This is a genomic window from Blastococcus colisei, from assembly GCF_006717095.1.
Taxonomy (GTDB): domain Bacteria; phylum Actinomycetota; class Actinomycetes; order Mycobacteriales; family Geodermatophilaceae; genus Blastococcus_B; species Blastococcus_B colisei.
This window is the reverse complement of the sequence record NZ_VFQE01000001.1, coordinates 2,228,576-2,254,970: the sequence shown is the minus strand read 5'-3', so window position 1 is coordinate 2,254,970 and position 26,395 is coordinate 2,228,576. Positions and strand designations below refer to the sequence as shown.

25 protein-coding genes are annotated in these 26,395 nt (G+C 73.0%); 16 read left to right on the top strand and 9 right to left on the bottom strand.

The genetic code is table 11. The features are described 5' to 3' along the window. Nucleotides 1–130 precede the first annotated feature (130 nt). The 6 genes from boxC (at nt 131) to FHU33_RS10740 (ending at nt 7,102) form a co-directional block, all read left to right on the top strand. Nucleotides 131–1,867, top strand: coding sequence for a 2,3-epoxybenzoyl-CoA dihydrolase (boxC, locus tag FHU33_RS10765; RefSeq protein ID WP_211355068.1), 1,737 nt, complete (start codon nt 131–133; stop codon nt 1,865–1,867). 2 nt (nt 1,868–1,869) lie between these two features. Then, the gene (boxB, locus tag FHU33_RS10760) at nt 1,870–3,351 is read left to right on the top strand and encodes a benzoyl-CoA 2,3-epoxidase subunit BoxB (RefSeq protein WP_246063496.1); all 1,482 of its coding nucleotides are present in this window, start codon (nt 1,870–1,872) and stop codon (nt 3,349–3,351) included. A gap of 117 nt (nt 3,352–3,468) precedes the next feature. Then, the gene (locus tag FHU33_RS10755) at nt 3,469–5,163 is read left to right on the top strand and encodes a benzoate-CoA ligase family protein (RefSeq protein WP_246063495.1); all 1,695 of its coding nucleotides are present in this window, start codon (nt 3,469–3,471) and stop codon (nt 5,161–5,163) included. After that, nucleotides 5,160–6,227: an NAD(P)/FAD-dependent oxidoreductase gene (locus FHU33_RS10750; RefSeq protein ID WP_211355067.1), complete on the top strand. Its 1,068-nt coding sequence runs from the start codon at nt 5,160–5,162 to the stop codon at nt 6,225–6,227. The genes FHU33_RS10755 and FHU33_RS10750 overlap by 4 nt, the downstream gene beginning before the upstream one ends. Nucleotides 6,228–6,254: 27 nt before the next feature. Further along, nucleotides 6,255–6,584: a ferredoxin gene (gene fdxA, locus FHU33_RS10745; RefSeq protein ID WP_142025360.1), complete on the top strand. Its 330-nt coding sequence runs from the start codon at nt 6,255–6,257 to the stop codon at nt 6,582–6,584. Further along, complete coding sequence (locus FHU33_RS10740) at nt 6,584–7,102, top strand: gamma carbonic anhydrase family protein (protein WP_142025359.1); 519 nt, start codon at nt 6,584–6,586, stop codon at nt 7,100–7,102. Before fdxA ends, FHU33_RS10740 begins: the two co-directional genes overlap by 1 nt. A 5-nt stretch (nt 7,103–7,107) precedes the next feature. Here the strand turns inward: FHU33_RS10740 and FHU33_RS10735 are convergent, their stop codons facing one another. Next, nucleotides 7,108–7,824, bottom strand: coding sequence for an SDR family NAD(P)-dependent oxidoreductase (locus FHU33_RS10735; protein WP_170182408.1), 717 nt, complete (start codon nt 7,822–7,824; stop codon nt 7,108–7,110). Between the two features lie 74 nt (nt 7,825–7,898). Between FHU33_RS10735 and FHU33_RS10730 the strand changes: the two genes are divergently transcribed. The 3 genes from FHU33_RS10730 (at nt 7,899) to FHU33_RS10720 (ending at nt 11,089) form a co-directional block, all read left to right on the top strand. Continuing rightward, nucleotides 7,899–8,816, top strand: coding sequence for an LLM class flavin-dependent oxidoreductase (locus FHU33_RS10730; protein ID WP_170182407.1), 918 nt, complete (start codon nt 7,899–7,901; stop codon nt 8,814–8,816). 46 nt (nt 8,817–8,862) lie between these two features. Continuing rightward, nucleotides 8,863–9,813 carry a DMT family transporter gene (locus tag FHU33_RS10725; RefSeq protein ID WP_142025356.1) on the top strand — a complete coding sequence of 317 codons (951 nt, stop codon included), beginning with the start codon at nt 8,863–8,865 and terminating at the stop codon, nt 9,811–9,813. Between the two features lie 127 nt (nt 9,814–9,940). Further along, nucleotides 9,941–11,089, top strand: a complete 1,149-nt coding sequence (locus FHU33_RS10720) for an acyl-CoA dehydrogenase family protein (RefSeq protein ID WP_142025355.1) — start codon at nt 9,941–9,943, stop codon at nt 11,087–11,089. Nucleotides 11,090–11,460: 371 nt separating this feature from the next. Here FHU33_RS10720 and FHU33_RS10715 read toward each other — a convergent pair whose 3' ends face one another. The 4 genes from FHU33_RS10715 to FHU33_RS10700 all read right to left on the bottom strand — a co-directional run bounded on the left by FHU33_RS10715 (nt 11,461) and on the right by FHU33_RS10700 (nt 15,507). Further along, nucleotides 11,461–13,095, bottom strand: a complete 1,635-nt coding sequence (locus tag FHU33_RS10715) for an HNH endonuclease signature motif containing protein (protein ID WP_142027084.1) — start codon at nt 13,093–13,095, stop codon at nt 11,461–11,463. Nucleotides 13,096–13,368: 273 nt separating this feature from the next. Beyond that, nucleotides 13,369–13,869, bottom strand: a complete 501-nt coding sequence (gene mug / locus FHU33_RS10710; protein ID WP_142025354.1) for a G/U mismatch-specific DNA glycosylase — start codon at nt 13,867–13,869, stop codon at nt 13,369–13,371. Between the two features lie 2 nt (nt 13,870–13,871). Further along, on the bottom strand, nt 13,872–15,215 hold the full coding sequence (locus FHU33_RS10705) for an alpha-amylase family glycosyl hydrolase (protein WP_142025353.1): 1,344 nt from the start codon (nt 15,213–15,215) through the stop codon (nt 13,872–13,874). 94 nt (nt 15,216–15,309) lie between these two features. Then, nucleotides 15,310–15,507, bottom strand: coding sequence for a hypothetical protein (locus FHU33_RS10700; RefSeq protein ID WP_142025352.1), 198 nt, complete (start codon nt 15,505–15,507; stop codon nt 15,310–15,312). A gap of 135 nt (nt 15,508–15,642) precedes the next feature. On the opposite strand from FHU33_RS10700, the gene FHU33_RS10695 reads away from it, so the two are divergent. After that, nucleotides 15,643–16,029 carry a YchJ family protein gene (locus tag FHU33_RS10695; protein ID WP_246063493.1) on the top strand — a complete coding sequence of 129 codons (387 nt, stop codon included), beginning with the start codon at nt 15,643–15,645 and terminating at the stop codon, nt 16,027–16,029. Between the two features lie 10 nt (nt 16,030–16,039). Here the strand turns inward: FHU33_RS10695 and FHU33_RS10690 are convergent, their stop codons facing one another. Then, the gene (locus tag FHU33_RS10690; RefSeq protein WP_142025350.1) at nt 16,040–16,675 is read right to left on the bottom strand and encodes a DUF2238 domain-containing protein; all 636 of its coding nucleotides are present in this window, start codon (nt 16,673–16,675) and stop codon (nt 16,040–16,042) included. 289 nt (nt 16,676–16,964) lie between these two features. On the opposite strand from FHU33_RS10690, the gene mqo reads away from it, so the two are divergent. After that, on the top strand, nt 16,965–18,482 hold the full coding sequence (mqo, locus tag FHU33_RS10685) for a malate dehydrogenase (quinone) (RefSeq protein WP_246063491.1): 1,518 nt from the start codon (nt 16,965–16,967) through the stop codon (nt 18,480–18,482). A gap of 21 nt (nt 18,483–18,503) precedes the next feature. On the opposite strand, the gene FHU33_RS10680 is transcribed toward mqo, so the two are convergent. Continuing rightward, nucleotides 18,504–19,481 carry a patatin-like phospholipase family protein gene (locus FHU33_RS10680; protein ID WP_142025348.1) on the bottom strand — a complete coding sequence of 326 codons (978 nt, stop codon included), beginning with the start codon at nt 19,479–19,481 and terminating at the stop codon, nt 18,504–18,506. Between the two features lie 175 nt (nt 19,482–19,656). On the opposite strand from FHU33_RS10680, the gene FHU33_RS10675 reads away from it, so the two are divergent. Together FHU33_RS10675 and FHU33_RS10670 are read left to right on the top strand one after the other, a co-directional pair. Then, on the top strand, nt 19,657–20,019 hold the full coding sequence (locus FHU33_RS10675; RefSeq protein ID WP_142025347.1) for a DUF1330 domain-containing protein: 363 nt from the start codon (nt 19,657–19,659) through the stop codon (nt 20,017–20,019). Beyond that, complete coding sequence (locus tag FHU33_RS10670) at nt 20,009–21,370, top strand: DUF2254 domain-containing protein (RefSeq protein ID WP_281281634.1); 1,362 nt, start codon at nt 20,009–20,011, stop codon at nt 21,368–21,370. Before FHU33_RS10675 ends, FHU33_RS10670 begins: the two co-directional genes overlap by 11 nt. On the opposite strand, the gene FHU33_RS10665 is transcribed toward FHU33_RS10670, so the two are convergent. After that, entirely contained in the window at nt 21,360–21,800 is a 441-nt protein-coding gene (locus tag FHU33_RS10665) for a flavodoxin family protein (RefSeq protein WP_142025345.1), read from the bottom strand. The genes FHU33_RS10670 and FHU33_RS10665 overlap by 11 nt on opposite strands. Nucleotides 21,801–21,870: 70 nt before the next feature. On the opposite strand from FHU33_RS10665, the gene FHU33_RS10660 reads away from it, so the two are divergent. From FHU33_RS10660 to FHU33_RS10650, 3 genes are read left to right on the top strand one after another with little or no spacing between them, the layout of a single operon-like run. Beyond that, nucleotides 21,871–22,446: a sugar O-acetyltransferase gene (locus FHU33_RS10660; protein ID WP_142025344.1), complete on the top strand. Its 576-nt coding sequence runs from the start codon at nt 21,871–21,873 to the stop codon at nt 22,444–22,446. A 2-nt stretch (nt 22,447–22,448) separates the two neighbouring features. Then, nucleotides 22,449–23,006, top strand: a complete 558-nt coding sequence (locus tag FHU33_RS10655; protein WP_246063490.1) for a TetR/AcrR family transcriptional regulator — start codon at nt 22,449–22,451, stop codon at nt 23,004–23,006. Beyond that, a complete protein-coding gene (locus tag FHU33_RS10650; RefSeq protein ID WP_211355066.1) occupies nt 23,003–24,223 on the top strand; it encodes an MFS transporter in 1,221 nt (406 codons plus the stop codon). Before FHU33_RS10655 ends, FHU33_RS10650 begins: the two co-directional genes overlap by 4 nt. Before the next feature lie 27 nt (nt 24,224–24,250). Here FHU33_RS10650 and FHU33_RS10645 read toward each other — a convergent pair whose 3' ends face one another. Further along, a complete protein-coding gene (locus FHU33_RS10645) occupies nt 24,251–26,386 on the bottom strand; it encodes an alpha/beta hydrolase (RefSeq protein ID WP_142025343.1) in 2,136 nt (711 codons plus the stop codon). Nucleotides 26,387–26,395: the final 9 nt, after the last annotated feature.

The following is a 26,395-nucleotide window of genomic DNA, read 5'->3' as shown; positions in this document are numbered from 1 at the left end:
ACATTTTCAGGATAGAGACGTGAACCACATCTCTACACTAGCTATGCCGCTTGCGCATTGCGGTGTAGCACGTCAGGATGGGTCCCGTAAGCCCGCGGGAACATCGCGTCAGCACACCCTTGGAGGCACCGTGACCACCCTCGACGACCGTCCGGCCACCGGAGGGGCGGAGGCCACGGCCCCGGCTCCCGATCAGTCACCGGCCCGCACCGAGGTCTCCTTCGACACCTCCCCCGACCAGTACAAGCACTGGACGCTGTCGGTCGACGGCGACGTGGCCACGCTCACGCTGGACGTCGCCGAGGACGGCGGGATCGTCCCCGGCTACGAGCTGAAGATGAACAGCTACGACCTGGGCGTCGACATCGAGCTGCACGATGCGATGCAGCGCATCCGCTTCGAGCACCCCGAGGCCAAGGCCCTCGTCGTCACCAGCGGCAAGGACCGCATGTTCTGCGCGGGCGCCAACATCAAGATGCTCGCGGCGTCGCCGCACAGCTGGAAGGTGAACTTCTGCAAGTTCACCAACGAGACCCGCAACGGCATCGAGGACGCCTCGGCGCACTCCGGCCTCCGCTCGATCGCCGCCGTCAACGGCACCGCGGCCGGCGGCGGCTACGAGCTGGCGCTGGCCTGCGACGAGATCGTCCTCGTCGACGACAACTCCTCGGCCGTCTCGCTCCCCGAGGTCCCCCTGCTCGGCGTACTGCCGGGCACCGGCGGGCTGACCCGGGTGGTCGACAAGCGCGGCGTCCGGCGTGACCTCGCCGACGTCTTCTCCACCACCTCCGAGGGCATCCGGGGCGACCGTGCCGTGCAGTGGCGGCTGGTCGACGGGATCGCCAAGGCCCGCGAGTTCCCCGAGGAGATCGCCCGTCGCACCGCCGAGGCGGCGGCGACGTCGTCGCGTCCGGGCGCCGGCGCGCAGGGCGTGGCGCTCACCCCGCTGGAGCGCGAGGTCGACGGCGACACCACCCACTACGGGCACGTGCGCGTGGTCCTCGACCGCGAGTCGGGCACCGCCACCGTCACCGTCCTCGGGCCGACGTCCGTGCCGGCGACGGTCGAGGAGCTGCACGAGCAGGGCGACCAGGCCTGGCTGCTCGCCACCACCCGCGAGCTCGACGACGCGATCCTGCGGCTGCGCACCAACGAGCTGTCCGTCGGCACCTGGCTGCTGCGCACGGAGGGCGACGTCGCGACGGTGGCCGCCTACGACGAGTTCCTGCTCGCCAACCGCGACGACTGGCTGGTCAACGAGACCATCGGTTTCTACAAGCGGACGGTCAAGCGGCTGGACACCACGTCCCGCAGCCTGTTCGCCCTGATCGAGCCGGGCAGCTGCTTCGCCGGCCTGCTCGCCGAGATCGCGTTCGCCGCCGACCGCTCGTTCATGCTCGAGGGGCAGTTCGAGGACGACGACGACCCGAAGCCGCCCGCCGTCGTCCGGCTGGACGAGTTCAACACCGGCCTGCTGCCGATGAGCAACGACCTGACCCGCCTGCAGGTCCGCTTCCTCGGCAGCGCCGACGAGCTGGCCGCCGCGGAGGGCGCCGTCGGGCGGGACCTGCTCGCCGCCGACGCCCTCGAGCTCGGCCTGGTCACCAGCGCTCCGGACGACATCGACTGGGAGGACGAGATCCGCCTGGTCGTCGAGGAGCGCCGGAGCTTCTCCCCCGACGCGCTGACCGGCATGGAGGCCAACCTCCGCTTCGCCGGCCAGGAGACCCCGGAGACCAAGGTCTTCGGCCGCCTCACCGCCTGGCAGAACTGGATCTTCCAGCGGCCCAACGCCGCTGGCCCCGAAGGAGCACTGCGCCGGTACGGGACCGGTCAGCGGGCCGACTACGACAGGAAGCGGGTCTGACCATGACCACCACGGAGTCCACCCCCCAGTCCGGCACGGTCACCGGCGAGGCCCCCACGCCCACCGGCCCGACGTCGAAGATCGACTACAGCGAGAAGATCCCGAACAACGTCAACCTCGCCGGCGACCGCAAGCTCCAGCGGGCGCTGGAGGGCTGGCAGCCCAAGTTCATCGACTGGTGGAAGAACCTCGGCCCGTCGATCCCGACCCACGACGTCTACCTGCGCACCGCCATCGCGGTCGGCCGCGACGGCTGGGCGCACTTCGACCGGGTGCCCATGGAGGAGTACCGCTGGGGCATCTTCCTCGCCGAGCAGGACCCGGACCGCAAGGTCAACTTCGGCGACCGGAAGGGCGAGCCGGCCTGGCAGGAGGTCCCGGGTGAGCACCGGTCGGACCTGCGCCGGCTGATCGTCGTCCAGGGCGACACCGAGCCCGCCTCGGTCGAGCAGCAGCGCCACCTCGGCATGACCGCGCCGTCGCTCTACGACATGCGCAACCTGTTCCAGGTCAACGTCGAGGAGGGCCGCCACCTCTGGGCGATGGTCTACCTGCTGCACGCCTACTTCGGGAAGGACGGCCGCGAGGAGGCCGAGCAGCTGCTCAAGCGCAACTCCGGCGACTTCGACTCGCCCCGCATCCTCGGCGCGTTCAACGAGGAGACGACCGACTGGCTGTCGTTCTTCATGTTCACCTACTTCACCGACCGGGACGGCAAGTACCAGCTCGGCACGCTGAAGGAGAGCGGCTTCGACCCGCTGGCGCGCACCTGCGAGTTCATGCTCAAGGAGGAGGCGCACCACATGTTCGTCGGCACCACCGGCGTGCAGCGCACGGTGCAGCGGACCGCCGAGCTGATGAAGGAGCACGGCACCGACGACATCTGGAAGTACGGCGGCATCCCGCTGTCGGTCATCCAGAAGTACCTCAACTTCCAGTTCTCCGTGTCGATGGACCTGTTCGGCTCCGAGACCTCGTCGAACGTGGCGGCCTACTACACGTCCGGCCTCAAGGGACGCTGGATGGAGACCCGGCGCAAGGACGACCACCAGCTGCACGACCTCACGATGGACGTGCCGGTCATCGAGAACGGCCGGATGAGCACGAAGACCGTGCCGATGCTCACCGCGCTGAACCTCGACCTCCGCAACGAGTACGTCGCCGACTGCGCCAACGGCGTCAAGCGGTGGAACCAGGAGCTCGAGGACGCCGGACTCGAGGAGCGGCTGTTCCTGCCGCACCAGGCGTTCAACCGCAAGGTCGGCTCGTTCGCCGGCCACCACGTCACGCCCACGGGCGAGATCGTCGACGAGGCGACCTGGGAGCGGACGGTCGACGACTACCTGCCCTCCCGCGACGACCGTGCACAGGTGGCCGAGCTGATGGTGCCGCACTACGACACCGGCGACTTCGCGGGCTGGATCGCGCCGCCGTCGGTCGGCATCAACTCGATGCCGGTCGAGTACGACTACGTCCGCTTCTGAGGACCACGTCCGCTCGACGGCTGTGGCCGGGCCTCTCGGGTCCGGCCGCAGCCGTCGCCGCTCGCCTGTGACACCCGCACCGGCCGGGAACGACCGGTCCTCTCGGCAGAAGAAGGGATGAGCACCGTGGCCACCCTGGACACCGCCCCACCAGCTCCGAGCGCCACCCCCGCACCGTCCCCCGCGTCGCCGGGCACCGAGCTGTTCAACGCGGCGGAGTGGCTGGTCACCCGCAACGCGCGTGCGACCCCCGATCGGCGGGCGATCACCGCCATCGACCTCGACGGCAGCGTGCGCAGCCTGTCCTACGCCGAGCTGGACGAGGCGGTCCGCCGGTTCGCGGCGGCGCTCGTCGCCTCCGGGGTCCGGCCCGAGGAGCGCCTGCTGCTGTGCATGGGTGACACGCCCGAGCTCCTCACGGCGTTCCTCGCCGGCCTCCACATCGGCGCGGTGCCGGTGCCCGTCAGCACGATGCTCAAGCCGAAGGACATCGCGACGCTGGCCACGGACAGCCGGGCGCGGATGGTCGTGCTGACGTCGGAGTTCGCCGACCTCGGCTCGGCCGTGGGTGGGTGCCGCGACCTCGCCGACGTCGTGATCTTCACCGACGAGCCGCTGCCCGAGGTCACCGGTGCCCGCGTGCGGACGTGGAACGCCTTCGTCGCCGCCGGGGAGCATCTTCTCGACCAGGTCGCCGAGCCGTACCCCACCGTCGCGGACTCCCCCGCGTTCTGGCTGTACACCTCCGGCACCACCGGGACGCCCAAGGGCGCGATGCACCGGCACGGTTCCCTCCGGGACACCGCCGACACCTACGCCCGCGACATCCTGGCCATCGGGCCGGACGACGTCGCATTCTCCGTCGCGAAGTTCTTCTTCGCCTACGGGCTGGGCAACACGCTGACGTTCCCCTTCTCCGTGGGCGCGAGCACCGTGCTCGACCGCTCCCGTCCCAGCCCCGCCGGAACCCTGCGGGTGCTGCGCGACCAGCGGCCCACCCTGTTCTTCGCCGGTCCCACGTACTACGCGGCCCTGCTGGCCGCCGGGCTGCCGACCGACGCCTTCGCCGGAGTGCGGGCCTGCGTCTCCGCCGGGGAGGCTTTCCCTGCGGCGCTGTTCGAGCGGTTCACGGGCACCTTCGGCGTGGAGATGCTCGACGGCATCGGGTCCACCGAGATGCTGCACATCTTCATCAGCGGCCGCCCCGGCAGGACGCGCGCCGGGTCCACCGGCGAGATCGTCCCGGGCTACGACGCGAAGATCCTCGACGACGACGGTGCGCCCGTGCCCGACGGGACGCCCGGGAACCTGTTCGTCAAGGGCTCGTCCGCGGCGACGGGCTACTGGTCCCGCACGGACGTGACCCGGCGGGTGTTCCAGGGCGAGTGGGTGCGCACCGGTGACACATACGTCCGCAGCGCCGACGGCTTCTTCTCCTCCCTCGGCCGCACGGACGACATCATCAAGGCCGGCGGCATCTGGGTCTCCCCCACGGAGGTGGAGGAGCGGCTGCGCAGCCATCCGCAGGTCGCGCAGGTCGTGGTCGTGTCCGTTCCCGACGAGACGGATCTCGACAAGCCGGTGGCCTGCGTCGTCCTCGCCCCGGGCTCCGATGCCACGGAGGAGGACCTCGTCGCCTTCTGCCGGGACGGGCTCGCTGCCTTCAAGCGGCCGCGCAACATCGTGCTCTTCGAGGAGCTGCCCACCACCGCCACCGGCAAGCTCCAGCGGTTCCGGATCCGCGAACTGGCGATCGAACGCCTCGGCGCGGCCAAGCCCGACCTCACCCCGATCACCGGAGGCCCCGCGTGACAGCGACCGACACCACGGCACCGGAGATGCCGGCGGCCACCGGCAGGGCGGTGGAGGTCGACCTCCTCGTCGTCGGGGCCGGGCCCGCCGGTCTCTACGCCGCCTACTACGCCGGCTTCCGCGGCCTGCGGACAGCCGTCGTCGACAGCCTTCCGGAGCCGGGCGGTCAGGTCATGGCGCTCTACCCGGAGAAGATGGTCTACGACGTCGCGGGCTTCCCCGGCATCAAGGGACGCGACCTGGTGGCCGGTCTGGTGCAGCAGGCGGCCCGGTTCGACCCGGTCTACGTGCTCGGCGAACGTGCGGAGCGCCTGACCAACGAGGCGGGGCACCGGCCGCGCGCCGGCGACCGGCTGGTCGTGACCACCGACAAGGGCACCCGCATCACCTGCGGCGCCGTCGTCATCACCGGCGGCATCGGCACCTTCACGCCGCGGCCCCTGCCCGGCGGCGACCAGTGGGAGGGCCGCGGGCTGACCTACGTCGTCAAGGAGCTCGCCGCGCACACCGGCCAGGACGTCGTCATCGTGGGCGGCGGCGACAGCGCGGTGGACTGGGCGCTGGCCCTGGACGACATCGCCGCCTCGGTGACCCTCGTGCACCGGCGCAAGAACTTCCGCGCTCACGCGGCCAGCGTCGCCGACATGGAGAAGGGCCGCACCGTCGTCGTCACCGACGCCCAGGTGAGCCACCTGGAGGGGAACGACGTGCTGCACACGGTGCACGTCCGGCACAAGGACGGCATGATCACCCCGCACAAGGCGCACGCCGTGATCGCGGCGCTGGGTTTCACCGCGGACATCGGGCCCCTGGAGACGTGGGGCATCGACATCGTCGACCGCAAGATCCTCGTCGACACGGCGATGCGGACCTCCGTGTCCGGCGTGTACTCCGCGGGTGACATCACCGAGTACGCGGGCAAGGTGCGGTTGATCGCCGTCGGCTTCGGGGAAGCAGCGACCGCGGTGAACAACGCCGCCACGTACCTCGACCCCGACCAGCCCCTCTTCCCGGGCCACAGCAGCGACGACCCCGCCGGCATCGGCGCGAGCGCCTCCGCCTGACCCGGTCCCACCGCGAGGAGAAGACCCGTGCCCTACGTCATCGGCTCCGAGTGCATCGACACCACCGACATGTCCTGCGTGGAGGAGTGCCCGGTCGACTGCATCTACGAAGGCGACCGGAAGCTCTACATCAATCCCAAGGAGTGCATCGACTGCGGTGCCTGCGAGCCGGTCTGCCCGGTCGAGGCCATCGCGCAGGACCGGCGGGTCAGCGACGACAACGAGCCGCACATCGCCGACAACCGCCGCTTCTTCGTGGAGGTGCTGCCGGGCCGCGACGCCGCCCTGGGCAGCCCCGGAGGCGCCTCCAAGGTGGGGCGCATCGGCGTCGACACCGAACTGGTCGCCGACGCCTGATGGCCCTCTGGGCGCTGGACGGCGTCGCCCCGGAGGTCCACCCCTCGGCGTGGGTCCATCCGGAGGCGACCGTCATCGGCCGCGTGCACATCGGCCCGGAGGCCAGCATCTGGCCGCAGGCGGTGCTGCGCGGCGACTACGGCGAGATCCGGGTGGGCGCCCGGACGTCGATCCAGGACGGCACGGTGCTGCACACGACGGCGGAATGGCCGACGGTGATCGGCCACGACTGCGTCGTCGGCCACCTGGCGCACCTCGAGGGCTGCACGGTCGGCAACCGGTGTCTGGTCGGCTCGAACTCGGTCGTGCTGAACCGAGTCGTGATCGGGGACGGGTCGCTGGTCGGCGCGGGCGCCCTCGTGGCGGAGGGCAGCGCGATCCCGCCCGACCACCGGGCCCTGGGCATCCCGGCGCGGGTGCGGCCGGGTGCCGGGATCGCCGCGCACATGGACGACGCCGTGGCGGCCTACGTCGAGAACGCCCGCCGCTACCGCGACGGGCTCGTCCGCGTGGAGTGACGCCGTCAGCGCAGCCCGCCGGTCGCCTCGACGACGGTGCCGGTCATCCACCCTGCGTCGGCACCCAGCAGGAACGTGATGACGGCGGCGACGTCGTCCGGATCGCCCAGCCGCCGCAGGGCCGGCGCCTTCGCCATCGCCTCGATCGCCGCCTCCCCCGTGGTCGCTCGCAGCTGCGGGGTGTCGGTGGCGCCGGCGCGCACGGCGTTGACGCGGATGCCCTGCCGTCCGAGCTCCTTGGCCGCGACGCGCACCGCGGCCTCGGCGGCCGCCTTGCCCATCACGTAGGAGGTCTGCCGGGCGGGGGCCAGCTCCGCGGCGACCGACGAGACGACGACGACGGAGCCGCCGTCGGAAAGCCGGCGTCCCGCCTCCTGCAGGGTGAGCGCGACCGACCGGGCGTTCAGCGCCCAGGAGTCGTCGAGCTCGTCGAGCGTGAGCTCGTCCAGTCGGGTGTAGGTCCAGGCGCCGGCGCAGTGCACCACGCCGGTGAGCGTCTCACCGGCGGCGTCGAAGGCCGCTGTCAGGTCCTCCGGCCGCCGGACGTCGCACGGCACCGTCCGCACACGCCCGCCCAATTCCGCGACGAGGTCCGCGGCGCGCTCGGCGCCGGTGCGGTGCGTGAAGACGACGGATCGGCCGCCTGCTGCGAGGCGGCGGACGAGGGCCGCGCCGATGCCGCTGCTGCCGCCGAGGACCAGGACGACGCCGTCTGCCACCATGCGCGACATTCTACGGGGCACCGCTGTGCAGTAGGTTCCGTGTAGCGGGATTCCGACGATCCGAGGAGAACGCGGTGCAGGTCTTCCTGACCCTGAGTTTCGACCAGACTGCGGTGGCCGCCGAGGCACGCGCCGCCGAGGAGGCGGGCTACGCCGGGGTCGCCGCCGGCGAGCACCTGTTCTTCCACGGCCCGCACCCGAACGGGTTCGTCGCCCTGGCCGCGGCCGCGGGAGCCACCAGCCGCATCCGGCTGCTGACCTCCCTCACCGTGCTCCCGCTCTATCCCGCGGCGCTGGCCGCCAAGCTGGCGACGACCCTCGACCAGGTATCCGGCGGCAGGTTCGACATGGGCGTGGGGGTCGGCGGCGAGTACCCCCCGGAATTCGTGGCCGCAGGCGTCGACGTGACGCAGCGCGGCGCCCGGACGGACGAGGCGCTCGAGCTGATGCGGGCCCTGTGGGCCGGCGGGAGCGTGGACTTCGACGGCCGGTTCACGCGCGTCCCGGACCTCGCCCTCGCCCCGGGACCGGTGCAGCCGGGGGGCCCGCCGATCTGGCTGGGCGGCCGCAGCCCGGCCGCCGTCACCCGGGCGGGGCGCTTCGGCGACGTCTGGATGCCGTACATGTACACCCCCGAGCAGCTGGCCTCGAGCCTGGCCGAGGTGTGGACGGCGGCCGAGGCGGCCGGGCGCGATCCGGCCTCGGTCCGTGGCGCGGTGTTCTGCTGGGGCGGTGTGGACCCGGACGCCGCAGTGGCCCGGCAGGAGGTCATCGAGGGGGTCAGCGCGGTCTACCAGCAGGACTTCACGCGGCTCGCCGACCGGTACCTCCTGCACGGCGATCCCGACCGGGTGGTCGCCCGCGCGCGCGAGTACGCCGACGCCGGAGCAGACACGGTGATCTTCTCGCCCGTCGGGGCCGGCGCCCGCCGCCGCGAGATCGTGGACCTGTTCACCGCCGAGGTACTCCCGAAGATCCAGCCGCCCACCTGAGGAGTGTCGTGTCCCCCCAGCTTGCAGTCCGGCCCAGGAGGTGAACGTGGCGTCCAGCGCAACGTCCCCGCTGCAGCGGCTGGGCGGGCCGGCCCTGTTCGTCCTTCTCTGGAGCACCGGCTTCGTGGGGGCCAAGTACGGGCTGCCGTACGCGCCGCCGTTCACCTTCCTCACCGTCCGGCTTGCCGTCGCCGCGGTCCTCCTGGCGCTGCTCGCCGCCGCGCTGCGCTCGGCCCGGATGTCCGCCCCGGCCCAGTACGGCCGGGCCTCGGTCGTCGGTCTCCTGCTGCACGCCGGCTACCTGGGCGGGGTCTTCTACGCCATCTCGCTCGGGATCCCCGCCGGCGTGGCAGCGGTGGTGGTGAGCCTGCAGCCGGTTCTCACCGCCGTCCTCGCCGCCCGGGTCCTGGGAGAGCGACCGGCGGCGCGCCAGTGGCTGGGCCTCGTCCTGGGAGTGGCCGGCGTCGCGCTCGTCGTCGGACCGGGCATCGCCGAGTCCGGGTCGGACCGGTCGCTGTCGGTCCCGGGGCTCGTCGCCTGCCTGGTCGCGCTGGCGTCCGGGACGCTCGGCACCGTCTACCAGAAGCGGCACGGCGACGGCATCCCGCTGGTCTGGGGCACGGCGGTGCAGTACGCCGCGGCCGCGGCGCTGCTCCTCGCGGTGGCGGCCGCGACGGAGGACATGTCGATCCGCTGGACCGGCGAGTTCGTGCTCGCCTTCGTCTGGCTCGTCCTCGTCCTGTCCCTCGGTGCGGTTCTCCTGCTCCTCCTGCTGCTGCGCCGGGGAACCGCGGCCGGGGTGTCGAGCCTGTACTACCTCGTGCCGCCGGCCACCGCGGTCGAGGCGTATTTCCTGTTCGGCGAGCAGGTGAGCCCGCTGTCCCTCGCGGGAATCGTGGTCACGGCCCTCGGTGTCGCCCTCGTCGTCGTGGCGCCGCGGTCCGGGCAGCCACCCACGTCGACATCGGCGACCGCACGGACGTCGACGCCGCGGTGACGCTCCTCGTCGACGAAGCAGACTGGCGGATGACCCAGCTCATCACGCCCGGGGCCCTGTCTCCGCCCCGACGCCCTGACATGTCAGCGGGCCCTCGGCCGACGTCCACTGCCTCGAGGAGGCCTGCATGAGCACCACCACCGAAGAGGTCGACGAGATCCGGGCATTGGCCCGGTCGGTCGCGGCCGGCCGGATCGCGCAGTACGCCGCCGAGGTCGACGAGGCCGGTCGGTTTCCCAGCGAGGGCTACCGGGCCCTGGTCGAGGCGCAATTGCACGCCGTCGTCATTCCCGAGGCCTACGGCGGCGTGGGCGCGGACGCGCTCACCGGCGCGGTCGTCGCCGAGGAGATCGCCCGGGTCTGTGCCACCACCCAGCAGGTCTCCGGCGCGAACGAGCTGTTCGCCTGGCCGCTGCTGCTCGCCGCCACCGAGGAGCAGAAGCAGCGCTGGCTGATCCCGATCGCGGCGGGCGAGGCGCTCGGGGCGTTCGCGCTGTCCGAGCCCGAGGCAGGCAGCGACGTCGCGGCGATGACCACACGGGCGGTCGCGACCGAGGACGGCTGGCGGCTGCGCGGTACCAAGCGGTGGATCACCAACGGCGGCGTGGCCAACTGCTACGTCCTGTTCGCGGTCACCGATCCCGACGCCGGCAGTCGGGGGATCTCGGCCTTCGTGGTGGCGAAGGACGACGCCGGGCTCTCGTTCGGCGCGCCCGAGCGGAAGATGGGCCTGAAGGGCTCGCCCACGACGGAGGTGTACCTCGACGACGTCCCGTTGCCTGCCGACCGGCTGATCGGCCGGCCGGGTGAGGGGCTGTCCATCGCTCTGGGAACGCTGGACCGGACCCGCACCGGCGTGGCCGCCCAGGCGGTCGGCATCGCCCAGGGCGCCCTGGACGTCGCTGTGGGCTACGTGTCCGAGCGGCGCCAGTTCGGCCGCGTCCTGGCCGAGTTCCAAGGGCTGCAGTTCATGCTCGCCGACATGGCCGTGGCCGTGCGCGCCGCCCGGCTGCTCACCCACGCCGCGGCGGTGGAGATCGAGGCCGGCTCGCCCACGATGGGTGCGGCCGGCGCGGCGGCGAAGCTGTTCGCCTCGGACACCGCCATGAAGGTCACCACCGACGCCGTGCAGTTGCTCGGCGGCTCCGGTTACGTGAAGGACTTCCCGGTCGAGCGGATGATGCGCGACGCCAAGATCACCCAGATCTACGAGGGCACCAACCAGATCCAGCGGATCGTGATCGCGCGCGACCTGCTCTCCCGCGCCGCGCGCTGAGCGGCCCGGAGGCCACGGGTCCCCTTGGGAATCCGGCCAGGTCGGCCGGGGCGTGCATCCGCGTCATCACCGTGCACCCCGGTATACCGAGGAGCGGTTTGCACTGGTGGTGGGCCGGGTCGCCGACCCCCACTTGGCGCCGTCCAGCAGGCCGTCAGGTCCCCGGAGCGGGCTGTGTCTGTTCACTCCGGCGGAGGGCGCGACCCAGTGAAACGGGTTGGCTCGCCCCCTCCGTCAGCACCTGCATCGGCGACTGGTTCGCCGACACCTTCGCGGAGCCGAAGCGTCGATCCGCAGCCCCGACCGGACTTCGCCGTCCATCGGTAGCGGGGCCGCCGCACGCGGTCGAGTGCCGCACGCCGCCTCGGGAATCAGTACGGCGGGGGGTCCGCCGCCGGGTCGTAGGGCGGTGGTGGGGGTTCCGGTGGTCGCAGGCCGGGTGGTCGGGTGGTGCGGGTGATCCCGCACGGGCTGGTGACGTGCAGGGTGCCGTCGGGCTCCATGCGGAAGACCCAGCCGCGCGCGAAGGTCTTCAACCGGTGATGGGAGCGGCATGCACAACACAAGTTCGTGCACGTCGTGGGCCCGCCCTCGGCGTGCGGGACCACGTGGTCGAGGTCGGCCCAGCCGGCCCGCTGCCCGCAGTTGGGCATGCGGCACCGGCGATCCCGGGTCTTCACGAACCGACGCTGGGCGGCCGTGGGCTCGTAGCCGTCGGTCGGCGGGGGCATGCCGGCCACCGGGCAGCTGCACCCCACATCGGCCGCATCGGCGTCGGTCCCGTCGGTGTCAGAATGCCCCGCCTCCGGGTGCTCAGCTTCCGGATGCGTCTGCTCAGGCTGCACCTCGTCGGGCTGCTCGATATCGCAGTCGTCGGCGTCCGGGTTGTCGGCCTGCGGCTGCTGGGCCGCCGGCGGCGTGTCGGGGTGGTCGGGGCAGCCCTTCGCCGCCAGGCGAGCCAGCTCGGCGGCGGTGACGGTGGCCAGCAGCCGCCCGTGCTCGTCGGTGAGCGCGAACGTCAGCGACCCGCCCTCGGGGGTGGTCAGGCCGAGGGCGCCGACGCGACGGAGCAGATCACGCAGGTGAGCGGCGGTGATCGGGAACCCGTTGACCTCGCCGCCCCGGGTCCCGCCGCGTGTGGTCGCGCCCTCCAGCCCCTCGAGGGTGGCGCTGACGGCCAGATTGACCGTGACGCCGGGCAGGCCGTGGTCGGCCGGCCGCAGCAGGAGCATCGACATGATCGATGCCCGGATCTGCCCGATCGGGCGCGGATCACCGTCGGCCTTGGCCATCCTCGCCAGCTGGTCGATCACGTCGTAGCAGGCCGCCGCCTCCTCGGCCGTCATGTCCCCGGCCAGGGTCGCCATGCCGTCGCCGGTGTCGCCCACGCGCACGTCGGCGGCCTGCTTGGCCTCCTCGTGCCGCTCCTCGATCGCGGTGGCGTCCAGTTCGGCCAGCAGCTCCAACGCCCGCGACCGCAGCCGGGCCGGCGACAGATCGCCCGCCTCCGGGAGCAGCGCCGCCTCCACCGCACCGGCCAGCTCCGGCGTGGTGTGCTGCAGCGCGTCGGCGAGCACCCCGGCCCGACGTTCGTCGATCTCCCCGCGGCGCAGCAAGGCGAACGTGGCCGGCAGCTTCTGCTGCCACGTGTAGGCCCGCCGGGCCCGGAAGGCGGCGGTGCCCCGCCCGAGGGTGATCGCATGGGCCACCTCGTCGGGAAAGAACTCACTCACCCCGGGAAACTCCGGATCGGTCTTCCGCCACGTCCGGCTGCGGGCACCCGGCGTCCCCGCGGGCGGATCGTCGGCGTCGGGACGTAGTTCGGCCAGCCGCAGGATCAGATCCGCCTCCCGGGCAGCGTCCCGCGCCCGGTTGCGCTGGATCCGCCCCAGCTCGGCGGCGACGTCCTCATCATCCAGCCACGACACCGGCAGCCGCGGCCCGGACTCCGGCTGGGCCCGCAGCCAGTCGCCCACCAGGCCCTCCACCCCGGAGGTCGCCGCCATCCGCTGCACGAGTCGAACATACGTGCGACCACTGACAATTTCGGCAGGTGGGCCGGACGATCGAGGGAAAAGGTGCGCCGGGCGTCGACCGCCGGGGGGAGGACAGCCCGCGGTGTCACGGCTGCCCGAGCAGTGATGACGTGGACCCGAGCCGGTAGCTCGACCTCGGTCACCGCTGACTGCTCGGACGCGAGCACCGGGCTGCACATCGCGACGTCCCTCTGCGACGTGCCCGTGTCGCCGAGCCGACCCGGGGAAACGTCCCACGCCGTCCTAGGGGCGCAGCTGCCGGTAGAGGCGCGCGAGGTCGGGGACCTGGAAGTGGGCGTTGAGGCCGCTCGGGTTCGGCACCACCCAGGTGGCCGCCCCGCCGATGCGCTCCGACTGCAGGCCCATGACGGCCTTCGGACGGTCGAAACCGACCCGCCAGGCCGTGATGCCGAGGACGGCCAGCACGTGGGGCCGGAACTCGGCGACCAGTTCGGCCAGTGCGGCGGCGCCCTCGCGCAACTCGTCGCGGGTCAGCTCGGCGGCCGCCCGCGTCGGTCGGGCCACGACGTTGGTGATGCCGAGCCCGTGCTCGGGCAGCTGCCGGTCCTCGTCGGGCGCGAACAGCCGGGGCGTGAACCCCGCGAGGTGGATGGCCGGCCAGAAGCGGTTGCCCGGCCGGGCGAAGTGGTGCCCACGCTCGGCCGACATCACCGACGGGTTGATCCCGCAGAACAGCACGTCGAGGTCCGGCGCGATGACGTCGGGCAGCGGTTTGTCGCGCACGATCAGCCTTCCAGGACCGCCCAGCCGTGGGCGGGCAGCCGCACCCGGTCATCGGCCACCTCGGCGTTCCCCGCGAGGACCACGCGGACGCCGGCCGCGGGAACCTCGGCCGGCCGGTCCCCCACCGACAGGGCGACGACGAGCCGTCCGCCGTCGCCCACCGCCTCGTAGACCAGCTGCTCGTTGGCCAGGTGCAGGGTCCTCGTCCGCGCCGTGTGCAGCCACCGGTGCCGGCGGCGCAGGCCGATCAGCTCCCGGTGCAGCGAGTAGGTGGGCAACCCCAACGGCGAGAGCTCCCTCGGCGTGGCCGGGAACGGCGGCCGGACGGCGTCGTCCCCTCCGGCGCGGTCCTCCTTGACCCCGCGGAAGGCGTGCTCGTCACCGGCGTAGATCGCCGGGGTGCCGCCGGTGGTGAGCAGGACGACCAGCGCGTGCGCGAGGTGGCGCTCGTCGGTGAGCCGGCTGGCGATGCGGGTGACGTCGTGGTTGCCCAGGAAGGTGTATGGCACGAACGAGTCGAGGAAGCCGCCGTGCCGGGTGAGCGCCGCGTCGAGCTCGAAGAAGTTGCCGTCGTTGAGCGAGCTCCAGACCGCTTTCCACAACTCGTACTGCGTGACCGCGTCGACGTGCGCCCCGGCCACGAAGCCGGCGTAGTCGCCGTGGATGACCTCGCCCATGAGATAGGCGTCCGGGTGCCGGGCGCGCACGCGATCGGCCACCCCGGCCCAGAACGACGTCGGGACGGCGTAGGCCGCGTCCAGCCGCCAGCCGTCGACCCCCCGGTCGAGCCAGGAGGTCATGACCTCGACGACGTGGTCGGCCACCGCCGGCTCGTCGTGGTGCAGCGCGACGAGGGCGGAGTGCCCCTCGAAGTCGTCGTACTCCGGTTCGGTGCCCGGCCGCCACGCGTCCGCGCCGTCCGGCCAGCGCAGCCGGAACCACGAGGCTGTCGGCGTGGCCGGCCCGTGCTCCAGCACCGCCCGGAACGCCGGGTGGCCGCGGCCCACGTGGTTGAACACCCCGTCGAGCAGCACCCGGAGCCCGCGCTCCCGGCAGGCGGCGATCAGCGCGTCGAGGTCGGCGTCGTCCCCGAGCCGAGGGTCGACGCGCAGGTGGTCGGTGGTGTCGTAGCCGTGGGTCCCGGAGGCGAACACCGGCCCCAGGGCGAGACCGGAGGCACCCAGCTCGACCGCGTGGTCCAGCCATCCGGCGACATGGCCGAGCCGGTGGACGACGGCCTGGTCCGGGCCGGCCTCACGCTCGGCGCCGACGAACCCCAGCGGGTACACGTGCCACCAGATGACGTCCTGCACCCAGCCCGGCTCGCGGGCGCCCGTCGTCGACATGCCGCCGATGCTGCCGCACCGCTCGCCGCCGTCCCCGGGCACCGTTCCCAGCTGCCGCCGGGCAACGCTCGTCGGGGAGGTCGCAGCGGGGCCCTCACACCCAGGGCGGACGGTCGAGCCGCCCACGGCGCACGGCGTCGAGCCGCGCCAGGGTGCGGACACCGTCCACGACGTCGAGCCCCCACCCCCGGAGGACGTCCCGCACGGAGCCGGACGTCGGCGGGCCCGACGGGGTGCTCGCCAGCGCCCGCAGGACGACGACGCACAGGAGCAGGAAGACCACGGTTCCCACGCCACCCACCCCGTTCCGCCCGGCGGCCGGCTCCACCCCGCCTCGATGCCTCCACTCTGCGAGGTGTCGCGCCGGCCGAACAGTGGCAGGGACGCCGTCGTCCGCACTGTTCCTGCCATACCGCAGACTGCCCCCGTGCCGTCCCTGCGCTGCCCCTGCGGCAGCGGCCTCCCCCTCGACGAGTGCTGCGGCCGGCTGCACGACGGGACGGCGACGGCGGCGACCGCCGAGCAGCTGATGCGCTCGCGGTACAGCGCCTTCGCCCTCGGCGACCCCGGCTACCTGCTCGCCACGTGGCACTCCACGACCCGGCCGCCGGTCCTGGAACTCGACCCGGACGTGCACTGGACCGGTCTGGACCTCCTGGCCACGACCGGCGGGACGCTGCTGAGCGCCGAGGGCACCGTGGAGTTCCGCGCCTCCTACCGGGTCAGCGGTCGAACCGGCGCCCAGCACGAGCGCAGCCGGTTCGTCCGCGAGGACGGCCGGTGGCGCTACCTCGACGGCGTCTCGGTGACCTGAACGGCGGCGATCAGGCGGACACGTCCTCGTGGGTGTTCACGCCGGGGATCCGGCGGACCGATCCCCACCCGAACCGGGCCCACGCCACGAGCAGCGCGGCCCCGACCAGGGACCCGAGGGTGTCGTGGACGAGGTCCCCGTTGGTGTCGTCGTTGCCCTCGGACAGGTCCGTGCCGAACCAGGCGTCGGACCGCCACTCGTAGACCTCCCACAGCGCCCCGACGGCGATGCCGAGCGCCGCTGTCACGACGGCGATGCCCACGTAGTGCGGCAGGTGGGTCTCGTCGCGGGGGTCGGGGACGACCTCGACCCGGGCGAGGGCGATGTAGATGACCGGCGCGGTGAGCATCGGCAGGGTGACGTGGACCAGGTCGTCGAACCGGAGGAACTCGTCGTAGAGCCCCAGCACCTCCCCGTAGCCCTGGAGCACCATGGCGGCGGTCACCGACAGGTCGTAGACCCGCGGCAGGTTCACCAGCCGGGCCGCCACCGTGACGCCGCCGAGCACGAGCAGCAGCGCGGCCGCCCCCGTCCGGCCGGTGACCGCGTAGCCGACCGCGCCGCCGAGGAGCACCACCCGCAGGACGTCGATGCCGTCGCGGACCACCGGGGTCCAGTCGCCCAGCAGGATCCTGCGTCCGTCCACCGGGTGCGCCTACCCCGGAGGGTGGTGCGGCTCACCCGGGGGCCGGGCGGACACGAGCCGCCCCGCGGGCCGGTCGGTCCCCCGGAGAGGGGACGGCCGCCCGTCCCGGAGGCGCCACGCCCGGGCTGCTGACCTGCGACGACGCCACTCCCGGCATCGCCGATATGGCCAAGGTCACGCGCTGGAGATACCTCACACGTTCCGGACTGCATGTGAGGGGCCGTTTCGTCCGACGATCAGAAGGACGGCGCCCGCGGGCGCGATTCTTTGGACGGCCGGAGAGGCAGACGTGACAACCGAGAGCGGCGTAGTAGCCGGGCGCGGCATCCCCGACAGCGCGAACCCCGACGTGGTCCTCATCGGTGGCGGCATCATGAGCGCCACGCTGGCCGCCCTGATCGACGTCGTCGCGCCGCAGTGGAGCGTCACCGTCTTCGAGTCCGCCGGCGACGTCGCGACCGAGAGCTCGGACGCCTGGAACAACGCAGGCACCGGCCACGCGGCGCTGTGCGAGCTGAACTACACCCCCGCAGGCCCGGACGGCCGGGTCGACCCGGCCAAGGCCGTGACGATCAACGAGCAGTTCCAGGTGTCCCGGCAGTTCTGGTCCTACCTGGTGCGTGGGGGCATGACCGGCTCCCCCAAGGACTTCATCACCCCGGTCCCCCACCTCAGCTTCGTCACCGGCGAGGCCGGCCGTTCCTACATGCGCGCCCGCCACGAGGCCCTGGCCGCGCAGCCGCTGTTCGAGGGGCTGCAGTACACCGAGGACGCCGCCGAGCTGGCGCAGTGGGTTCCGCTGATGATGGCCGGCCGCGAGCCGTCGGAGACCGTCGCCGCGACCCGCTCGGTCGCCGGGACCGACGTGAACTTCGGCTCCCTCACCCGCCTGCTGTTCCAGGACGCGGAGACCCGCGGCCTCACGGTGCACCGCAACCAGCGCGTCCAGGGCCTCGACAAGGAATCCGACGGTCGCTGGAAGGTCACGGTGCGGGACACGCGTACCGGCGAGCCGCGGACGGTGCGGGCCCGGTTCGTCTTCGTCGGTGCCGGCGGGGGCGCCCTGCCGCTGCTGCAGCGCGCGGGCATCCCGGAGATCCGCGGATTCGGCGGCTTCCCGGTCAGCGGCCAGTTCCTGCGCACCACGTCGCCCGAGCTGGTCGGCCGCCACCAGGCGAAGGTGTACGGGCAGGCCGCGGTCGGCGCGCCGCCCATGTCGGTGCCGCACCTGGACCTCCGCCTCATCGACGGCGACCACTCGCTGCTCTTCGGCCCGTACGCCGGGTTCTCGCCGAAGTTCCTCAAGGCCGGGTCGTTGGTCGACCTGCCGCGCAGCGTCACGCCGGACAACCTGGGCTCGATGCTCGGCGTCGCGCGCACCGAGATGGGGCTGACCCGCTACCTGGTCAAGGAGGTGCTGCAGTCCCGCTCCGCGCGGCACGCGACGCTGACGGACTTCGTGCCCCTGGCCGAGGAGCACGAGTGGGACCTGATCACCGCCGGGCAGCGCGTCCAGGTGATCAAGCGCGACGCGGCGACCGGCCGCGGCGTCCTCCAGTTCGGCACCGAACTGGTCGTCGGCGGGGACGGCACGATCGCCGGCCTGCTCGGCGCCTCCCCCGGCGCCTCCACCGCGGTGTCGGCCATGCTGACCCTGCTGGAGCAGTGCTTCCCCGACCGGATGCCGGCCTGGCGCCCGGCGCTGCAGGAGGCCATCCCCTCCTACGGACGCCGGCTGTCCGAGGAGCCGGGGCTCCTCGCCGAGGTGCGGGCCGAGACCATGCAGGTGCTCGAGCTCAACGGCTGACGCCAACGGTGTGCTGCGAGGTCACTCCTCGCGGCGGGCCGCCGACCGGAGCAGCCCGGCCACCTCCGACGTCGAGGCGTAGGCCCCTGCGGTCAGGAACGACTGCTGGATGACCTCGTCGAGGCGTGCGCGCGACATCATGTCGTTGCCCATGACCTGCTGCTCCCCCGGACCCGGGGTGAAGACGACCGTCCGCACCCCCTCCGCCTCCAGCGCCCGCACCTCCCGCCGGAGCAGGCGGTCGGAGTACCGGCGGACCGACGGCAGGACGCCGGGACGCCAGCCGGCCGGCCCGCTCATGGGCGCGAGAACGATGACGACGTCCAGTTGCCGACCGCGCAGGACCGCCGCGTTCGTCGGTGAGTGGGCGCCGCCGTCGACGTAGCTGTGCCGGCCGATGCGCACCGGCGCGAAGTAGCCGGGCACCGCGCAGGACGCGCCGACCGCCCGGTGGATCGGCGCCTCCGGTGCACCCGGCCGGCCGAAGACCACCCGGCGTCCGTCGCGCCGCCGCACGGCGCAGATCCACAGGTCCGGCTGCGGCCACTCCGGGCGCTCGAGCTCCCGCAGCGCGGCCAGCTGCTCGAGGATGTCGTGCCGGCCCGGGGCCATGAGGGCCATGCCGGCCGCCATGGGGCGGAACAGCAACGGCCGGGACAGCGCCCGCCCCACCATGTGCCGGCCCGGCAGCCGCATGGGCCGCCGGATCAGCTCCAGCGGGCGGAGCGGCGCCAGCTCGGGGATCGGGGCCTCCGCGATCTGCCGCAGCACGTCGTCGTTCCCGGACAGGGGCGCCTTCACCGTCCAGGCCGCCAGGTCCTCGGCGGAGACGCCCAGCCGCAGCAACGTGCCGGTGATCGATCCCGCCGACGTGCCGACGATGATGTCGGCGGTGCGGGCGTCGAACCCGACATCGTTCTGCAGGACGGCGAGGACGCCGGAGTGGTACGCCTGCCCGACGACGCCGCCGCCACCCAGCACGAGGCCCACGCGTGTCACGGAGCGAGCCTGCCACGGCCATCGGCGTTCGAGCAGGTCGGGTCGCGAGTCGCGGGATCAGGGGTACGGCCGCGGGGGCGTCCACCGGCCGCTGCGCGCCGGCTGCCCGGCGTCGACCGGTGTGCCGCCGTGGACGGATGACCTCGTGCGCCACCCGCCTTGCTAGCGTCCGCGAATGGCTGTCGATCCCCGCGGTGCCGACCTCAAGCGCTACCTCCAGGAGGACCCGGGCGGGCCGGTGGTGATGCTCAACCTGCTGCGCTACGCCGAGGGCGGCCGGGAGCTGTATGCCCGGTACGCCGAGGCCCTGAGCAGCACCTTCCTGCCGCGCTACGGCGCGGAGGTGCTCTACGCCGGCGACGGCTCGACGTCGCTCGTCGCCGAGGACGGTCAGGCCTGGGACGCCGTCCTGCTGGTGCGCTATCCCTCCCGCCAGGCGTTCAGCGCGATGGTGGCCGACCCCGAGTACCAGCAGGTCACCGAGTTGCGGACCCGCGCGCTCACCGAGGCCGTCCTGCAGGCGACCAGTGCCTGGTAACGCATGGGCGGCGGTCCGGGCCCGCGTCCGCGGTTCCCTCTGGCCGATACCCGTGCTGGGCATCGTCGTCGCCGTCGGCCTCGGTGTGGCGCTGCCGGCGCTCGACGAGATGCTCGCCTCCCGGCCCGACGGACATCCCCTCGCCCTCGCATTCGGCGGCGGCCCCTCGGCGGCCCGTGACCTGCTGGCCGCCATCGCCGGCTCGCTCATCTCGGTGACCGGCCTGACGTTCTCCTTCACCGTGGTCGCGCTCCAGCTCGCCAGCAGCCAGCACTCGCCGCGGCTGCTCCAGACGTTCGTCACCGACCGGGTCGTCCAGCTGACCCTCGCCCAGCTGGTGGCGACCTTCGTCTACGCGCTCACCGTGCTGCGGACGGTGCGGACCGAGAGCGCGACGAACGACGAGAGCGCGTTCGTCCCGCGCCTGTCGGTCACCGTCGCGTTCGCGCTGACCCTCGTCAGCGTCGTCGCCATCGTGCTCTTCCTCGCCCACCTGGCCCGGTCGCTGCGGGTGGAGACGATGTACCGCGACGTCCACGACGAGGCGACCGAGACCTACGCCCGCGAGCTGCCGGCACAGGACGACCAGGACGACGAGCCGGGGGTCGACCTGCCGGCCGGATCCGGCCGGCCGCTGACGGCCCGCTCCAGCGGGTTCGTGGTCGACGCCGACCACCGGGCGATCGTGGCGGCGGCGACCGAGGTCGGCGTCACGGTGCTCCTCGGGGCGCGGATCGGCGATTCCGTCGTGGCCGGGACGCCGCTGGCCTCCGTCTGGCCCGCCGACACGGACGCGGATCTCGAACCTCTGGAGGATGCGCTGCACGACGGTGTGCGACTGGGGTTCGAGCGCTCCCCGACCCGCGACATCGCCTACAGCCTGCGCAAGGTCGTCGACATCGCCGTCCGCGCGCTGTCACCCGGGACGAACGACCCGACCACCGCCGTCCACGGGCTCTCCCACGTCTCCGCCCTGCTGGTCGAGCTGGTGGCGCGGCCACCGCGGCCGTCGGCCTTCCGCGACGACGACGGCGTCCTGCGCCTCATCGTGCCCCAGTGGGACGTCGCCAGTCTCATGCGGCTGGGGCTCGAGGAGCCGATCCAGTTCGCCTCCGGACAGCCGGCCGTCCTCCGCCGCATCGCCGGGCTGCTGCGCGAAGTGGCCTGGCGCGCACCGCGCGGCGTGCTCGACCACGACATCGAGGGCTACCTGCGGCAGGTGGTCGACCTGTCCCGGGAATCCACCGCGGTCAGCGACGCCGAGATCGAGAGCTGGGAACAGTGGGTCAGCGACGCGCTGGCGGGCCGGTGGGTGCCCGCCCGCCCGGAAGGGTCGATCGTCAGAGGGTGACGGCCACGGTGGCCGCGAGTTCGCGGCACGCCTCCAGATCGGCCGCCGTGGGCGGGCCGGTGAGGCTCAGCGGTGCCGCGACCTGCTTCCAGCGCAGCGCCCCGGTGATCTTCGCGATCGCGGCCAGGGCGCCGGCGGTGTCGTCCCCGCCGTGCACGTAGACCCCGAAGGGCAGGCCGACCGTCGCGTCGAGGCACGGGTAGTAGACGGTGTCGAAGAAGTGCTTGAGCGCACCGGACATGTAGCCGATGTTGGCCGGCGTCCCGAGCACGACACCGTCGGCCTCCAGCAGGTCGGCGGCCCCGGCGGACAGTGCCGGCCGCACGACGAGCTCGACCTCCTCGACCATGGCCACGCCCTCCCGGACCGCCTCCAGCACCGCCTGGAGGTTGGGCGACGGGGTGTGGTGGACGACGAGCAGCCGCGGCATGGCCGAATCATGCCTGACCCGAGGACGCCGATGCGTACGAGTGTTCCTATCGGTGCGTACGCTGCACGCCATGGACGACTCAAGGACCATGCGCGAGCGGATGCTCGCCGGTGACCTGTACATCGCCGACGACCCGGAGATCGGCGAGCAGAGCGCGGCGGCCCTGGACCTGATGGCCGCCTACAACGCCACCACGGTTCGCCAGGCCCCGCTCCGGCGGCAGCTGCTGGAAGAACTCCTCGGCGAGGTCGGCGAGGGCACCGAGATCCGGCCGCCCGTCTTCGTCGACTACGGCGCCCACATCCGGATCGGCGCCCGCTGCTTCGCCAACTTCGGTCTGGTGGCCCTCGACGTCGCCCCGATCACCATCGGCGACGACGTCCAGATCGGGCCCAACGTCCAGCTGCTGACACCGACGCATCCGATCGAAGCGGTGCCCCGGCGGCAGAAGTGGGAGGCGGCGCAGCCGATCACCATCGGCGACAACGTCTGGCTGGGCGGCGGCGCCATCGTGCTGCCCGGCGTCACCATCGGGGAGAACACCGTCGTGGGTGCCGGTTCCGTGGTCACCCGCGACCTGCCCGCCAACGTGGTCGCCGTCGGCAACCCCGCGCGCGTGGTCCGGTCACTGGCCGACGAGGGCTGACCGTGTCGGAGGCGCCGGCACGGCGGGCCCGCAGGCACGACCCCGGGCGCCGGGACCGGCTGGTGGACACGACGCTGGACGTCATCGCCCGGCACGGGGTCGCCGGCGCCACCCACCGGGCCATCGCCCACGCCGCCGACGTACCCCTCGGCTCGATCACGTACCACTTCGCCACGCTCGAGGAGCTGCTCACGGCCGCCTTCACGCGGCACGTAGACACCGTCGCCCCGCGGTTCGACGAGCGGATGCGGGCGGCCGAGAACCACGACGCGGTGCTCGACTACCTCACCGACCACCTCACCGGCGACCTGCTGGGCTCCGCCCGTGACCTCGTCCTCACCGTCGAGCTCTACGTCGCCGCCGCCCGGAACCCGGCACTGCGCGCGGTCACCCAGGATTGGATGGCCCGCAGCCGCCGGAGCCTCGAGCGTCACTTCGACCCCGTGACCGCCCGCGAGCTGGACGCGCTGGTGGAGGGGCTGGTGCTGCACAGCGCGCTCTCGACCGACCCGATGCACCGCGACCAGATCCGGCACGCGCTCGCTCGGCTCACGCGGTGACCGGCCAGCGACTGCACCGCCCTACCCGCCGATTGCGCCACGCGCGGTTCGCGGTGGCCGCCTGCTTCTTCCTCAACGCCGTCTTCTACGCCAACCTGGTGCCGCGGCTGCCGGAGATCAAGGCCGAGCTCGGGCTGAGCAACTCCGCCCTCGGTGCGGCACTCGCGGCACTCCCGCTCGGGGCGCTCGTAGCCGGGCTCTCCTCGGCCGCCCTCATCCGCCGGTTCACGTCGGCCCGGGTGGCGACCGGGGGGCTGGTGCTCCTCGGCCTGTCGCTGTGGGTCGTCGCCCTCGCGCCGAACTGGCCGGCGCTGGCGGCGGCGCTCCTCGTCGCCGGGGCGTTGGACGCGGTGGTCGACGTGGCGCAGAATGCGCACGGTCTACGGGTCCAGCGGCTCTACCGGCGGTCGATCCTCAACGGCTTCCACGGCATCTGGAGCATCGGTGCGGTGAGCGGTGGGCTGCTCGGGTCGCTCGCTGCGGGACTCCGGATCCCGCTCGTCGTCCACCTGGGCGCCTCGGCTCTCGTGTTCGGTGCCCTCGCGCTGCTGGCCTTCCGCGCGCTGCTCCCCGGGGACGACGAGGCCGACCGCGAGGACGGCCCGCTGCCCACCGGCGAGGCGACCCCCGCGGTCGTCCCGGCGACCGGCCGGCGGGCCGTCGTCCTCGCGCTGGCCGCGCTCGGCTTCCTCGCCGCCTGCGGCGCCTTCGTGGAGGACGCCGGGGCATCCTGGAGCGCGCTCTACCTCCGCACGGAGCTCGCCGCCGGTGCCGCCACGGCGGGGCTGGGCTTCGTCGCGCTGCAGGGGGCCATGACGGTGGGACGGCTCACCGGTGACCGGGTGGTCGACCGCTTCGGTCAGCGCCGGGTGGCGCAGGTGGGCGGGGCCGTGATCGCGGGCGGCATGGGCCTGGCCCTCGCTCTCCCGTCCGTCGCGACCACGCTGGTGGGTTTCGCGCTGGCCGGCCTCGGCGTCGCCACGCTCATCCCCGCCGTCTACCACGCCGCCGACGAACTGCCCCGGCTGCGCCGTGGCACCGGACTGGCGGTGATCAACTGGCTGCTGCGCATCGGCTTCCTGCTGTCGCCGCCGCTGATCGGGGTGCTGGCCGACGCCACGAGCCGGCGGGCGGCCCTGCTGACCGTGGTCGCGGCCGGGCTCGGCGCCCTGCTGCTCGGCGGGGCCCTCCGCTCCCGGGCGGCCGCGCCCGGGTGAGCGCCGACTGCGTCTGGGCGGCTCCCCTCACAGCAGCTCGGCGAGCAGGGCTGCCGCCCGCGCCGCGCCGTCGGTCTCGACCGGTCGGTAGGCGATCTCGCGGGTGAGCTCCTTGGCGATCGCCTCGGCCAGCGCCCCGGGGTCGACGGCCGCCGGGTACTCCAGGCACCGCCCGGCCTCGTAGCGGTCCAGTCGCGCCCGGACGTGGACGTTCTGCTCGAAGTGCCGGAGGAGCGGGACGTACACGAAGGGCTTGCGCAGCGCGGTCAGCTCCATGCAGGTGGTCAGACCGCCCTGGACCACCGCCAGATCGCACGCGGCGAGGTGCCGGTACAGGTCGGGCAGGAAGCCGACCACCTGCACGCCTGGCGTCACGGGCAGCGAGGCCGGATCGATCCGGGGGCCGGTGACGACGAGGAACCGCAGCTCCGGCACCATGCGCCGTACCAGCGGAACGGCGTCCAGGACTCGCACGAGGAGCGGGCCCCCGACACCGGAGCCGCCCACGGTGACCAGGCAGAGCCTGTCGTCGGCGCCGAGGCCGAGGTCCCGCCGCAGGTCCTCGGTGCCCGGCAGCGCCGCCGGGTCGAAACCCGTGACGTAGCCGGAGAAGTCGAAGTTGTCCTCCGTCCACTCCCGGATCCGGGGCAGCCCCGGCCCGAAGCTGGTCGTCACGACGTCCTCGGGCCGGCCCACGAAGATCGAGCGGTCGCGCACCCTCCGGAACCGGGCGCGGTGCTCGATCATCTCCGCGTTGTAGTCCGCGGTCAGCGCCGCCTCGGCCGCTCCGCCCTCGGGCATGGGCAGCCAGCCGACGAAGTCGGTCATCCACGCGAAGGAGAACCGCTTGAGCTCCGGGTTCTCGTGCAGGAAGTGGTCGACGTCCCACGCCTCGTCCCCGACGACCAGGTCGTAGCCGCCGTCGGCGACGACATCGTCGAAGACCATGAAGTTGTTCACCAGGATCTCGTCCATCCGCCGGATCGCCTGGAACGCGTTCAGGTCGTGCTCCCCCGACTCGTGCTCGATGTGCCCCGATTCGTTGGCCAGCCAGGCCGAGGCCGGGTGGATCCGCTCGCCGCTCTCCGCCAGTACCCGGGTGACCGGGTCCTGGGCCAGCCAGTCGATCTGCAGATCAGGGTGGAGGAGGCGCAGCTCCGCGGCGATCGCGGCGTCGCGGCGGGCGTGCCCGAGCCCGATCGGCGACGAGAGGTACAGCGCCCGCTTCGGGCGGCGGGCAGCTCGCGTCCAGGTCGTCCGCTGCTGCCGTGGGCACACCCGGTCGACGAACTCGCCGATCAGGTGGTTCACCTTGACCGGCTCGCGGGCGTGCGGCCCGTGCCCGCTCCCCTCCAGCAGCACCAGCGACCCGCCGGTGAACCGGGCCAGCTGCTCCCCGATGGCGTGCGGGCGGACGTGGTCGTCGGTGCCGTGCACCACCGTCACGGGACACCGCACCCGGCGGCAGAGCGGCTCCACCGGCAGGCAGACCGCGCCGTCGCAGCCGATCCGGCCGGCCGTGGTGTCCACGAGCGTCTCTGCCGTCACCTCGCGGCCCCAGCCCAGGCCGTCCTCGATCTGCTTGGAGGAGTGCGGCTCGACGTACATCTCGCGGAAGAAGAAGGCCAGGAAGGCGTCGTAGTCGCCTTCCAGCCAGAAGTGCCGGTTGTAGCGGGCCCAGCCCTCGTAGGAGTCCAGCCTGGCGTCCCACGCGTGCGTCGGCCGCTTGCCCGAGGGCAGCGCGAACCCGCAGGACGGCGCGATGGCGAACAGCCCCAGCACCCGCTCCGGGTACGTGGCGGCGACGTGGACCGCCCACGTCGCCCCGCACGAGAGCCCCACGAGGACTGCCTGCTCCGTGCCGGTCGCATCCAGGACGGCCACGGCGTCCTCGGCGTACATCTCGTCGGTGTAGGCGGCCGCCCCCACCGGCCGGTCGGAGCGGCCGCTGCCCCGACCGTCGAAGGTGACCACCCGATAGCGCCGCGCCAGGTGACCGACCTGGGCCTTCCAGTGCCGGGAGTTCACGATCGACCACGACGGCATCAGCAGCACGGTCGGACGGTGTCCGTCGCCGAAGACCTCGTAGGCCAGCCGGACGCCGTCCCGCTCGACGACGTCGTCGACGTCGGGATCCCGTGCCCGGCTCGGTGTGTGCCGCACGCGCCGAGT